The following is a 12,917-nucleotide window of genomic DNA, read 5'->3' as shown; positions in this document are numbered from 1 at the left end:
ACCGCACGCCGTGATGGCAGTGCGGTTTTTCCATGACAGCAAGCAACGATTACAAGCTATTAAGCCTGGTGGTTAGTAACGTAATCGATTGCGGCTTGTACAGTAGTGATCTTCTCAGCTTCTTCGTCAGGGATTTCGGTCTCGAATTCCTCTTCCAGAGCCATCACCAGCTCAACGGTGTCAAGGGAGTCGGCACCCAGGTCTTCAACGAAGGAAGCAGTGTTGACCACTTCTTCTTCTTTAACGCCCAGTTGCTCAGCAACGATTTTCTTGACGCGCTCTTCGATGGTGCTCATACCTTGTTTTCACTCCTAATGGACAAATTCAGGCAGCTGGCCAGTGGGTAAGTGTATAGAAAGACTTTTCAGTTTTTCAACTGAAAGCTTCACTCCTCAAACCCGGCGGCCCTCTGCCTATAAATAGATTGCAGCTTTATAACGGATTTTAGACAGCTCGTATGACATTTTTTTGAAGCAACCCGTCACATTTAACTCATGTACATCCCGCCGTTCACCGGGATTGTAGCCCCAGTAACATAAGCCGCACCGTCGGATGCAAGAAAAGCGACCACAGACGCGATCTCTTGAGCTTGCCCCAGACGGCCCAGCGGAATCTGCGTCTGCAAGGCTTCACGCTGTGCATCGGGCAGTTCGCGGGTCATATCGGTGTCGATGAACCCAGGAGCCACCGAGTTTACCGTAATCGAACGCGAACCGACTTCACGCGCCAGTGAACGGCTGAAACCTTCCAGACCGGCCTTGGCGGCTGCGTAGTTTACTTGGCCTGCGTTGCCCATGGCACCCACAACCGAGCCAATACTGATAATTCGTCCCCAACGGGCTTTGGTCATGCCGCGCAAAACGCCCTTGGACAGGCGGAACAGACTGTTCAGGTTGGTATCGACAACGTCATGCCATTCGTCATCTTTCATGCGCAACATCAGATTATCGCGGGTGATGCCGGCATTGTTGACCAGGATCGCCGGCGCACCGAACTGCGAAGTGATGCTCGCCAGTACCGCAGCAACGGACTCGTCGCTGGTGACATTGAGTTCCAGGCCAGTGCCTTGAATACCGTTTTCTTTCAGGGTAGCGGCAATGCGCTCGGCACCCGAGGCGGAGGTCGCGGTGCCGATGACGATGGCGCCCTGACGACCCAGTTCCAGGGCGATAGCCTGGCCGATACCGCGGCTCGCGCCGGTGACCAATGCAACTTTACCTTGCAGACTCATGCAGGCTTCTCCTGATTCAGGCCAGCGCTGCGCGGGCGGCAGCGAAGGCGTCGGGGGTATTGAGGTTGGATGTCGACACGCCTTCGGCGCAACGCTTGTTCAGACCCGCCAGCACTTTGCCAGGGCCGCATTCGACCAATTGGGTAGCACCTGCGGCAGCCAGCGCCTGAACCGATTCGACCCAGCGTACAGGCTTGTAAAGCTGCTCAAGCAGATCGCGCTTGAGGGTTTCCAGATCCGCCGGCACGCTGGCGCTGACGTTCTGAACCACGGGAATCTGCGGCGCCTGCCAGTCGATCGCTGCGATCGATTCGGCGAAACGCTCGGCCGCTGGACGCATCAGCTCGCAATGGGACGGCACGCTGACCGGTAATGGCATGGCGCGCTTGGCACCACGGGCCTTGCAGCCTTCGATGGCGCGCTCGACCGCTGCCTTGCCACCGGCGATGACCACCTGGCCAGGGGAGTTGAAGTTGACCGCACTGACCACTTCGCCTTGCGCCGCTTCGGCACAGGCTGCCAGCACATCAGCATCGTCCAGACCGAGAATGGCGGCCATGCCACCTTGCCCGGCCGGAACGGCTTCCTGCATCAACAGACCACGGCGCTCAACCAGCTTCACCGCGTCGCCCAGGCTCAGACTGCCTGCGGCGACCAAAGCGCTGTATTCGCCCAGGCTGTGACCGGCAACATAAGCCGGACGCGCGCCGCCTTCAGCCAGCCACAGACGCCACAAGGCAATCGAGGCGGTCAGAATGGCCGGCTGGGTTTTATCGGTTTGATTGAGTTGCTCTTCCGGCCCTTGCTGGGTCAGTGCCCACAGGTCGTAACCCAGAGCATCGGAAGCTTCTTTGAAAGTGTCGAGGACAACCGGATGTTGCGCGCCCAACTCGGCCAGCATGCCGAGGGACTGCGAACCCTGTCCCGGAAAGACGAATGCGAGGGAAGCAGACATGTAACAAGCCCCTAATGATCTTGTCGTCGGAGAATTGACGTCCCGCTTGGAGGAACGCAAGAAACTGACAGTTGGATGGCAAATTGAACTGAGCGGTCACATTTAAGCATTGTCCGACGAAAACGCCTAAAGCAACAAATCCTCCAGACGACCATGAATGCGTTCCGGCAGGTTTTCCTGGATCTCGATCAAGGCGCGCTGAATCGCACTCTGGAAGCCCTGAACCCCCGCTGAACCATGACTTTTGACCACAATCCCCTGCAAACCAAGGAAGCTCGCGCCATTATGTCGCGCAGGCGCCAGATCGGCTTGCAAACGCTTCATCAGCGGCAATGCCAGAGCACCGACCACTCTCGACGCGAGATTTTTCTTGAACAAGGCTTCGATGCGTCCGGCAATCATAGTCGCCAGGCCTTCGCTGGACTTGAGCAGGATATTGCCGACAAAACCGTCACATACCACCACATCCGCCTCGCCACGGTACACACCGTCACCTTCGACAAAACCGATGTAGTTGATGCCGCGAGCGCTCTGCAACAAGGTTGCCGCCAGCTTGACCTGCTGATTGCCCTTGATGTCTTCAGTACCGATGTTCAGCAGCGCCACTCGCGGACGAACGATGCCCAGGGTTTCCGCCGCCACCGACCCCATCACGGCGAACTGCAACAGATGCTCGGCGCTGCAATCGACATTGGCGCCCAGATCGAGCAACTGACAGTAGCCCTTCTGCGTCGGAATCGCCGCAACCATCGCCGGCCGATCAATGCCCGGCAAGGTCTTGAGCACGAACCGCGACAACGCCATCAGCGCACCGGTATTGCCGGCGCTGACACAGGCCTGGACCTTGCCGTCTCGCAGTAACTCCAGCGCCACACGCATCGACGAATCGGGCTTGCCGCGCAAGGCCTGGGCAGGCTTTTCGTCCATGGTGATGACTTCGGACGCCGCCACAATCGACAGGCGCGAGCGATCCACAGCCGATTGGCCAGAGAGCAATTCTTCAAGAAGAGAGGGTTGACCGACGAGGGTCAGGTGCAGCGAGGGTGTAGCAGACAGACAAGCAAGGCTGGCCTGAACAATGCTGCGGGGACCGAAGTCCCCGCCCATTGCGTCAATCGCGATGACTTGAGCAGACAAGTGATTACTCGTCAGCGCCCTTGTCGATCACTTTACGGCCACGGTATACGCCTTCTGGCGATACGTGGTGACGCAGGTGAATTTCACCGGTGGTTTTTTCTACAGACAGAGTGCTTGCCGTCAGGGCGTCGTGCGAACGACGCATGTCACGGGCAGAGCGGGATTTTTTGTTCTGCTGAACAGCCATAATTGATTAACTCCTAAACGTTTGGGTCACGCTTTAACTGCGCCAATACACTGAACGGGTTGGACCGCGTTACCTCGTCCTCGCTCGGTTCGGGCTCATCGAGACCCGCCGGCTGCTGGCATTCTTCCGGATGATGAGCAGGCACAATGGGCAAGGCGAGCAGAAGCTCCTCCTCGATCAGTGACTGCAGATCCAATGGATCTTCGCCCAGTTCCAGCACGTCATAACCTTTCGGCAACGACTGGGTATTCGCACCCTCCTTCACCACAGCATAACTGCATTCGCTATGGATCGGCAGGGTGACCAGCTCAAGACAACGCTGGCAAACCATTTTGACTTCGGTGTCGATAAAGCTGTGGATTACCACAGACTTACGTTCATCTCGCTCAAAAACGAATTTAGCCTGCACCGTACCGACAGTGTCGGAAAGCGGGTCGCAGAGTCTCTCCAAATCGGCCAGCAGCAGTTCACCTTGAAGGGTGGTGCCACGATCAGCCAATTTGCGCGGGTCAACGTGAGGTGGAATCGGGTCATTCAACATAGGCGCAGCATTATAGGGATGCACCCAGCCATGTCAAAGGAAATTCAGCCCTGTCCGTCACTTGGAAGCCTCGCTAGAATTCGCGCCTGTCTTCTGGAGATGCGCATGCTGCCTTTATTACTCGCTTCAAGCTCGGTTTATCGCCGGGAATTGCTGGCCCGCTTGCAGCTACCGTTTACCTGCAGCTCGCCGAATATCGACGAAAGCCATCGCCTGGGCGAGTCCGCCATCGAGCTGGTAAAGCGCCTCGCCGAGGAAAAAGCACGCGCATTGGCCGGCAGCCACCCCGCTCATCTGATCATCGGCTCCGACCAGGTCGCGGTGCTCGGCGACCGGATTATCGGCAAACCGCACACCTTCGAAAAGGCCCGCGAGCAGCTGCTGGCTGCAAGTGGCACCCGCGTGACCTTCCTCACCGGCCTCGCACTGTTTAACAGCCAGACCGGCGTCTGCCAGGACGACTGCGTGCCCTTCACCGTACACATGCGCACACTCGACCCATCGCGCATCGAACGCTACCTGCACGCTGAACAACCCTACGACTGCGCTGGCAGCTTCAAAGCCGAAGGTTTAGGGGTGAGCCTGTTTCAAAGCACCGAAGGCCCTGACGCCACCAGCCTGATAGGCCTGCCATTGATTCGCTTGGTCGACATGCTGCTGGCCGAAGGCGTGCAAATCCCCTGAACACCGCAATCGTGTAGCAGCTGGCGAAGCCTGCGTTCGAGTGCGCAGCGCTCGCCAAACCCTATGCCGCGACCGCTCAGGTAAACCTCGCACTCCTGATTTGCGAGCGCTGCGCACTCGAACGCAGGCTTCGCCAGCTGCTATGTATGGACTCGCCCCCACTGTCTACCCGCTTTTGAAAAACCGCCGCCCCGTTGCATCTATGTATTAGGCCTATTCGAGGAAACCGTCTTCGGCTTCTGGCCAAAATTGGAAGAGCTCGTGGTATGCCGATTACAGTCAGGCCTCGAAGGCCAGTAGCAGCTAAGGCATCAATCCACGCCGGTCTTACCTGGGGTCAATTTTTTTTCAGCAAAGGGCCGGACAGTTAGTACCTCGGTGGCAGAACTCTGTCGCTCAGTGGCTCATCGTCGCTTGCTGGCCATCACCAGCCTGGCGACGATAAGTCTGGTCATTCTGTAGAAGCACCCAGACGATTCGCAGGTTGCGGTTGGCTAACCTGACCGCAGCCTCCTTACGGCCCAGTCGGCTCATCCAGCGCAACAAGCGGCGGTCATCGGGTTGCTGGGAATCAGGTCGTAGTTGTTGCAGTACCGCATGAGCTCCCTGGATCATCAGGCTGCGTAAATAAACATCGCCTCGCTTGGTCATGTCCCCCAGCCGGACCGTCTGCCCGCTGCTGTGCTGGTCAGGCACCATGCCAAAGTACGCGGCAAACTTGCGGGCATTGGGAAATCGCTCAGGCTTGGTTTCCTTGGCCACCAGTGCCGTGGCAGTGACTGGGCCGATGCCGCGCACAGTCATCAGTCGCTTCGCCGTCATGTCGGCGTTGGCGGCCACTTCCAGGCGCCCCGTCAGCACGCTGATGCGTTCGCCCAAATGGCGCCACTCGGCCAACAGTTCGTCGATCAGTTCACGCAGCAGGCCCGGCACCGGCTGGGTGGCATCTTCCAGTACCCGCGGAATTTTCTGGCTGATCGCAACATCGCCCTGCGCCAAGGCCACGCCGTGCTCGAGCAGCAGGCCGCGCATCTGATTACTCACCGCCGTGCGTCGACGCACATAGCCTTGGCGGGCGCGATGCAACGCCTGCATTGCCAGCGCCGCAACGCTTTTGACCGGCACTGCGTAGATCTTTTCATCGCGACCAGCCCGCAGAATCGCCAGCGCATCGTTGCGATCATTTTTAGGCCCGCTGCGATGGGTGGCCACCAAACCGGCTGGAAGAATCCGCGCCAGATTGCCTTGCTCTTGCAACTGCCGGGCCCAGGCTTGAGCACCCGGACCGGTCTCCATCAGAACCACGACATGAGGCGGCAACTGGCGGAGAAACTCATAAAACGCCTCGCGCGACTTGATCCGTCGCTCGTAGTGCACCTGGCCGAAGACGTCTTCACCGGCGACCTGAAAGACCTGCTTGGCCAGATCGACCGCCACAGTTGTGCAGGCCGACAAATCGGAAGAAGACAGGGATTGATCAATCGAAGTATGCTTTTTCATGGACTCGCCCTCGCTGTCGTTGGCTGTTTAGACTGCCACCGTGGCGCATTGACGCCTCGGCTTGGGCGAGTCCATCCAATTACAGAGACCGCGCAGACGTAAAAAACCGACCACGAAGGTCGGTTTTTCATGCTGCCGGAAGAATCAGCGCAACGAAGGCCCCTGGAAGCCCATCCACATCGCCAGATGCTCAGCCACGCTGGCACCGAGCTTTTTCGAGAAGCGATCGAACGGCGATTCCTGAACGGTGAAGTCCACCAGTTCTTTCTCGCCGATCACATCACGCGCCACCGAACTGGCACTCCCCAGAGCATCGATCAGGCCCAGCGGCAACGCCTGCTCCCCGTTCCAGACCAACCCGGAGAACAACTCCGGATGCTCTTTGTCCTTGAGACGGTCGCCACGGCCCTTTTTCACGCTATTGATGAACTGCTGGTGTGTCGTATCCAGCACGCCCTGCCAGAACCGAGTCTCCTCAGGCTTTTGCGGCTGGAACGGGTCGAGGAACGACTTGTGTTCGCCCGACGTGTAAGTCCGACGCTCGACACCGAGCTTCTCCATGGTGCCGACAAAGCCGTAACCGGCCGCTGTCACACCAATGGAACCGACCAGACTCGCCTTGTCGGCGTAAATCTGATCGGCCGCGCTGGCGATGTAGTAAGCACCGGAAGCCCCAAGATCCGAGATCACCGCGTACACCTTGGTATCCGGGTGCAAGCCGCGCAGACGGACAATTTCGTCATACACATAACCCGACTGCACCGGACTGCCGCCCGGGCTGTTGATCCGCAGGATCACACCCTTGACCTTCTCGTCCTCGAAAGCCGCACGCAGACTGCCGACGATGTTGTCTGCGCTGGCAGACTCCTTGTCAGCGATCACGCCGATCACGTTGATCAACGCGGTGTAATGGGCACTGCGAGTGGCGGCTTTCTCCATGTCCATCAACGGCGTGAACAGGACCAGCGCACCCAACAGGTACACAAAGGTCAGCAACTTGAAGAAAATTCCCCAGCGACGGGACCGGCGCTGCTCCTGCACGCCGGCCAGCAGGGTCTTTTCCAGCAGCTTCCAGCTTTTCTCGTCACCGCTCTCTGCGCTCGCCTTGGCGGGCGCTTTCCATTCGTCGGTCATGACTTCTACCCCTGCAAAAACGTATTAAGCCCGCTGATTCAGCCAGGCATGCAATTCTGAAAAACGATCAATGGCCAGCCGCGGCTCGAACAGCTTCAACGCCTCGATCGATTGAGCGCCATAGCTGACTGCCACGGAGTCCATGCCGGCGTTGCGCGCCATCTGCAGGTCGAAGGACGAATCGCCCACCATCAGCGCCTGCTCCGGGCGAACTTTGCAGTGAGCGAGGATCTGCTCAAGCATCAGCGGATGGGGCTTGCTGGCGGTTTCGTCGGCCGCGCGGGTGATATCGAAATAATCCTCCCAGCCATGCGCCTTCAGCACCCGGTCCAGCCCGCGACGAGCCTTGCCGGTTGCGACCGCCAAGTGATAACCCTCGGCACGAAACACCTCCATCGACTCGAAAACGCCTTCAAACAAAGGTGAAGGCACGGCTTCTGACGCAATGTAGTGATCGGCGTAGTGCTCGCGAAAGGCGATCAGCTCGGCATCGCCAATGTCCGGATACAAGGTACGAATCGCTTCCGGCAAGCCCAGACCGATGATGCCCTTGACGGCAAAATCATCACACAACTGAAATCCGGAGCGCTCGGACGCGACATGCATGGCCTCGACAATCCGACCAATGGAATCAGCCAATGTGCCGTCCCAGTCGAAAATCAGCAACTTGTAATCAGAGGGGTGCACTCAGGCGCTCCACGGTTTTGGCCCACATCTCATCCACGGGCGCCTGCAATTTCAGCTCACCGCCATCGGGCAGCGGCACGGTCAGCATATAGGCGTGCAGGAACAGGCGCTTACCGCCCAGGTCACGAATTTCTTTACTGAAACCGTCATCACCGTACTTGGTATCGCCAGCGATGCAATGCCCGGCGTGCAGGGTGTGGACGCGGATCTGGTGAGTCCGGCCGGTGATCGGTTTCGCTTCGATCAGGGTCGCAAAGTCGCCAAAGCGACGCAGGACCTTGAACACGGTCACAGACTCCTTGCCCTCCTCCTCGTCGACCTCGACCATGCGCTCGCCGGAGCGCAGATTGCTCTTGCCGAGCGACGCACGAACTTGCTTGATCGAAGCCGCCCAGTTACCGCGAACCAACGCCATATAGCGCTTATCAACGCCATCACCGCGCAATGCCGTGTGCAAGTGACGCAGCATGCTGCGCTTCTTGGCGATCATCAGCAGGCCGGAGGTGTCACGGTCGAGACGGTGAACCAGCTCGAGCTCCTTGCAATCCGGACGCAACTGACGAAAGGCTTCGATCACCCCGTAAGTCAGGCCGCTGCCGCCATGAACCGCGATGCCGCAAGGCTTGTTGATCACGATCAGCGCCTTGTCCTCGAAGACAATCGAGGCTTCGAGGCGCTGCAGCAGGCCTTGGGCCAGTGGCACAGGCTCGTCTCGCTCAGGCACGCGAACCGGCGGCACGCGCACGATATCGCCCGCCTGCAGCTTGTATTCTGGCTTGATCCGACCTTTGTTCACCCGCACTTCGCCCTTGCGCAAAATGCGGTAAATCAAGGTCTTGGGCACGCCTTTGAGCCGAGCGAGAAGGAAGTTATCAATACGTTGGCCGGCATATTCCGGCGAGACCTCCAGCAGTTGTACGGCTGGGGTCGAAGGGGCAGTAGTCGTCATGGCGCGAATGATAACAATTTTTTATGGAATTGAAGCACTTAATCATTGCTGCTATAGTCGCGAACGCCGCCAAAAGTGGCCTGGACAGCGGACTAACGGTCAAAAACCGGCCCTGACCAACGCAATTCACGAGGACGAGAGGCCGTCCTACGGGGCTTTCGCTACGAAACGGTAGAGTTTGCAGTTGTAACGAGCGCAGGTGACATGAGGCCTGAAGCATGCCGCAAAGCAGAGTTTTCACTCGCCTTGCGAGCAAATATTCACGGCCAGTTCACAAAGTGCAGTCAGCGACGAACAACCCCGAGCGAACGCTTCGGAAACAACGCCTAAATTAGCCATGATGCGTGACCTCCCCTTTCGGAGCTCACGGTAAATGCCAACCCGCTGCGGATTCTGCGCGCGGCAGCACCCGAATTATCAGGGATACGTGTAGGGTGGAGATGCACAACCGCTGGACTGTGTAGCAATAGGCTTTATCAAGACGCTTCATCTCGTCCACAGCCGCTGGTTGATTCCTCCTCCTGACTGAGTGCTTAAGTAGCCACAGCAAGCAGGACGCGTACGTCGCGACGCTGGCCCAATTGGCCGGGGTTCGCTAGACACTGGAGTGTCCAACCACTCCTGACGCACCTGACACCGACCATGAGAAGTCGTGTGTGCCGAACGCCGTTTCCGGCAGCCCGGAAACCGACGGTACTACATGAAAAGAATGCTGATTAACGCAACTCAACCCGAAGAGTTGCGTGTTGCACTGGTAGATGGCCAGCGCCTCTACGACCTGGACATCGAATCCGGTGCACGCGAGCAGAAAAAGGCCAACATCTATAAAGGCCGGATTACTCGCATCGAACCAAGCCTTGAGGCTGCCTTTGTCGATTTCGGCTCTGAGCGCCACGGCTTCCTGCCCCTCAAAGAAATCTCCCGCGAATACTTCAAGAAAGCCCCCGAAGGCCGCGTCAACATCAAGGACGTCCTGACCGAAGGCCAGGAAGTCATCGTTCAGGTCGAAAAAGAAGAACGTGGCAACAAGGGCGCCGCCCTGACCACCTTCATCAGCCTGGCTGGTCGTTACCTGGTACTGATGCCGAACAACCCGCGTGCCGGCGGTATCTCCCGTCGCATCGAAGGTGAAGAGCGCAACGAACTGCGTGAAGCCCTGAATGGTCTGGTTGCGCCAGCCGACATGGGTCTGATCGTTCGCACTGCCGGCCTGGGCCGCAGCAGCGAAGAAATGCAGTGGGACCTCGATTACCTGCTGCAACTCTGGACCGCCATCAAAGAAGCTTCGCTGGATCGTTCCGCGCCGTTCCTGATCTACCAGGAAAGCAACGTGATCATCCGCGCCATCCGCGATTACCTGCGCCAGGACATCGGCGAAGTGCTGATCGACAGCGTTGAAGCCCAGGACGAAGCCCTGACCTTCATTCGCCAGGTGATGCCGCAGTACGCCAGCAAAATCAAACTGTACGAAGACAGCGTTCCGCTGTTTAACCGTTTCCAGATCGAAAGCCAGATCGAGACCGCTTTCCAGCGCGTCGTTGAACTGCCTTCCGGCGGCTCCATCGTTATCGATCCGACCGAAGCCCTGGTGTCCATCGACATCAACTCGGCGCGCGCCACCAAAGGCAGCGACATCGAAGAAACCGCCCTGCAGACCAACCTTGAAGCCGCCGAAGAAATCGCCCGTCAGTTGCGCCTGCGCGACATCGGCGGCCTGATCGTCATCGACTTCATCGACATGACCCCTGCCAAGAACCAGCGCGCCGTGGAAGAGAAAGTCCGCGAATGCCTGGAAGCCGACCGCGCTCGTGTGCAAGTCGGTCGTATCTCGCGCTTCGGCCTGCTGGAAATGTCCCGTCAGCGCCTGCGTCCATCGCTGGGCGAAAGCAGCGGCATCGTGTGCCCGCGTTGCAACGGCACCGGCATCATCCGTGACGTTGAATCGCTGTCGCTGGCGATCCTGCGCCTGATCGAAGAAGAAGCCCTGAAAGACCGTACCGCCGAAGTTCGTGCTCAAGTGCCGATCCCGGTGGCAGCGTTCCTGCTCAACGAAAAACGCAACTCGATCACCAAGATCGAACTGCGCACCCGTGCCCGCATCGTCATTCTGCCGAACGATCACCTCGAAACGCCACACTTCGAAGTTCAGCGTCTGCGCGATGACAGCCCGGAAGCCAGCATCAATCAGTCCAGCTACGAAATCGCTGCTGCCGCTGCCGACGTCGAAGAAGTCCAGCCAGCCGCTGCGACCCGCACCCTGGTTCGCCAGGAAGCCGCGGTCAAGACTGCACCGGCCCGCGCCAACGCTCCGGTTCCAGCCGAAGTCGTCGCTGCCGCACCTGTTGCAGCACCGATCGCCGTGCCAGAGCCAAGCCTGTTCAAAGGCCTGGTGAAGTCGCTGGTCAGCCTGTTTGCGACCAAGGAAGAGCCAGTCGCTCCGGTTGTGGTTGAAAAACCGGCCGCCGAGCGTCCGGCCCGCAACGAAGAGCGTCGCAACGGTCGTCAGCAGAGCCGCAACCGTAACGGTCGCCGCGATGAAGAACGCAAGCCTCGTGAGGAACGTGCACCGCGTGAAGAACGCGCACCACGTGAACCACGCGAAGAAACTCCAGCTGTTGTAGCCCGCGAAGAACGCGCCCCACGCGCCCCTCGTGAAGAACGTGCACCGCGCGGTGAAGAACGTGCACCGCGCGCTCCTCGCGAAGATCGCAAGCCACGCGGCGATCGTGAAGAGCGTCCGGTTCGTGAACTGCGTGAACCTCTGGATGGCGCTCCGGCCGCCGCCGCTACCGCTGAAGAGCGTCCAGCTCGTCAGCCACGTGAAGAACGTGCTCCACGCCCACCGCGTGAAGAACGTCAGCCACGTGCAGAACAAGCCCCAGCCGCAGTCGCTGAAGAAGAGCTGATCACCAACGAAGAGCAACTGCAGGAAGACGGTCAGGAAGGCGTCGAAGGCGATCGTCCACGCCGCCGTTCCCGTGGTCAGCGTCGTCGCAGCAACCGTCGTGAGCGTCAGCGTGATGCCAACGGTAATGTGATCGAGGGTTCGGAAGAATCCGAGTCTGCCGAAGGTAGCGAAGCTGCCGACACCGACGAAGCGCCAAGCGCTGCCGATCTGGCCGCCGGCCTGGCAGTTACCGCAGCCGTTGCCAGCACCGTGATCAGCGCTCCAGCCGAAGCACAGGCTAACGAGCAAGCCGAACGCGCTACTGCTGCCACCCTGGAAACTGCGCCAGTGGAAGCGCCAGTGGTTGAAGCAACGACTCCGGTCGAAGCCACCGCTGCTCCGGAAATCGAAGTGGCCCCGGTTCGTGAAGCACAGCCTGTATTTGAAGCTGCCGCTGAGCCAGTGGTTGCCGCAGAACCGGTTGTCGAAACATCAACCGAAACAGTGACCGAAGCTGTCCGTGAAGTTCGCGAAGAGCAAACCGCGTTCAACTGGGTTGCCGAGCCAGCCGCCGCCGAAGCACCAGAAGCCGAGGCCATGGTTTCCGAGCCAGTGGTTGCTGCTGCCGAGCCTGCCCCGGTGGTTGAAGCGCCGGTTGTTGCCGAAGTGGCTGCACCGGAAGTCGAAGCCGCCCCTGTCAGCGCGCTGACGCCAAGTGGCCGTGCGCCGAATGACCCGCGTGAAGTGCGTCGTCGCCAGCGTGAAGCCGAGCGTCTGCAGAAGGAAGCCGAACTGACTGCCGCTGCTGCACCCGTTGAAGCGGTTGTCGCTGCCGAGCCTGCACCGGTTGTTGCTGAAGTGGTCGAGGCTGCTCCTGCTGCTGAGTCGGTCATCGAAGAAGCGCCGCGCTCCGTACAGGAAGCGGTCGAGCAACACGAACAAGCCCTGGAAAAAGAACACGAGCCTAAACCTCTCGTCTGACTCCATCGGCCATTAAAAAGCCCCGTCTGGTGATCCAGGCGGGG

At 59.1% G+C, this 12,917-nt stretch carries 12 protein-coding genes; 2 read left to right on the top strand and 10 right to left on the bottom strand.

Features of this window, described 5'->3' with window-relative positions; genetic code table 11:
- Nucleotides 1–59 precede the first annotated feature (59 nt).
- From acpP to ACYZT3_RS08350, 6 genes are all read right to left on the bottom strand, one after another.
- Nucleotides 60–296, bottom strand: coding sequence for an acyl carrier protein (gene acpP / locus ACYZT3_RS08375; RefSeq protein WP_003442511.1), 237 nt, complete (start codon nt 294–296; stop codon nt 60–62).
- A 191-nt stretch (nt 297–487) separates the two neighbouring features.
- Entirely contained in the window at nt 488–1,231 is a 744-nt protein-coding gene (gene fabG / locus ACYZT3_RS08370) for a 3-oxoacyl-ACP reductase FabG (protein WP_462031854.1), read from the bottom strand.
- A gap of 16 nt (nt 1,232–1,247) precedes the next feature.
- On the bottom strand, nt 1,248–2,186 hold the full coding sequence (fabD, locus tag ACYZT3_RS08365) for an ACP S-malonyltransferase (RefSeq protein WP_282375705.1): 939 nt from the start codon (nt 2,184–2,186) through the stop codon (nt 1,248–1,250).
- Nucleotides 2,187–2,312: 126 nt separating this feature from the next.
- Entirely contained in the window at nt 2,313–3,323 is a 1,011-nt protein-coding gene (gene plsX, locus ACYZT3_RS08360; RefSeq protein WP_282375704.1) for a phosphate acyltransferase PlsX, read from the bottom strand.
- A 4-nt stretch (nt 3,324–3,327) separates the two neighbouring features.
- Entirely contained in the window at nt 3,328–3,510 is a 183-nt protein-coding gene (gene rpmF, locus ACYZT3_RS08355) for a 50S ribosomal protein L32 (protein WP_008152339.1), read from the bottom strand.
- 13 nt (nt 3,511–3,523) lie between these two features.
- Nucleotides 3,524–4,051, bottom strand: coding sequence for a YceD family protein (locus ACYZT3_RS08350; protein ID WP_004371317.1), 528 nt, complete (start codon nt 4,049–4,051; stop codon nt 3,524–3,526).
- A 105-nt stretch (nt 4,052–4,156) separates the two neighbouring features.
- On the opposite strand from ACYZT3_RS08350, the gene ACYZT3_RS08345 reads away from it, so the two are divergent.
- A complete protein-coding gene (locus ACYZT3_RS08345) occupies nt 4,157–4,735 on the top strand; it encodes a Maf family protein (protein WP_462031853.1) in 579 nt (192 codons plus the stop codon).
- 396 nt (nt 4,736–5,131) lie between these two features.
- On the opposite strand, the gene ACYZT3_RS08340 is transcribed toward ACYZT3_RS08345, so the two are convergent.
- From ACYZT3_RS08340 to rluC, 4 genes are all read right to left on the bottom strand, one after another.
- Nucleotides 5,132–6,190: an IS110 family RNA-guided transposase gene (locus ACYZT3_RS08340; RefSeq protein ID WP_282383495.1), complete on the bottom strand. Its 1,059-nt coding sequence runs from the start codon at nt 6,188–6,190 to the stop codon at nt 5,132–5,134.
- A gap of 189 nt (nt 6,191–6,379) precedes the next feature.
- A complete protein-coding gene (locus ACYZT3_RS08335) occupies nt 6,380–7,369 on the bottom strand; it encodes a S49 family peptidase (protein ID WP_462031852.1) in 990 nt (329 codons plus the stop codon).
- 24 nt (nt 7,370–7,393) lie between these two features.
- The gene (locus ACYZT3_RS08330; protein ID WP_282375701.1) at nt 7,394–8,056 is read right to left on the bottom strand and encodes an HAD-IA family hydrolase; all 663 of its coding nucleotides are present in this window, start codon (nt 8,054–8,056) and stop codon (nt 7,394–7,396) included.
- The gene (gene rluC / locus ACYZT3_RS08325; protein ID WP_282375700.1) at nt 8,043–9,005 is read right to left on the bottom strand and encodes a 23S rRNA pseudouridine(955/2504/2580) synthase RluC; all 963 of its coding nucleotides are present in this window, start codon (nt 9,003–9,005) and stop codon (nt 8,043–8,045) included. Before rluC ends, ACYZT3_RS08330 begins: the two co-directional genes overlap by 14 nt.
- Nucleotides 9,006–9,705: 700 nt before the next feature.
- On the opposite strand from rluC, the gene rne reads away from it, so the two are divergent.
- Complete coding sequence (rne, locus tag ACYZT3_RS08320; protein WP_462031851.1) at nt 9,706–12,873, top strand: ribonuclease E; 3,168 nt, start codon at nt 9,706–9,708, stop codon at nt 12,871–12,873.
- Nucleotides 12,874–12,917 lie beyond the last annotated feature (44 nt).

It is taken from the genome of Pseudomonas sp. MDT1-16, assembly GCF_054898115.1.
The sequence above is the reverse complement of the archived record's forward strand: the minus strand, read 5'-3'. Positions and strand labels throughout refer to the sequence as shown.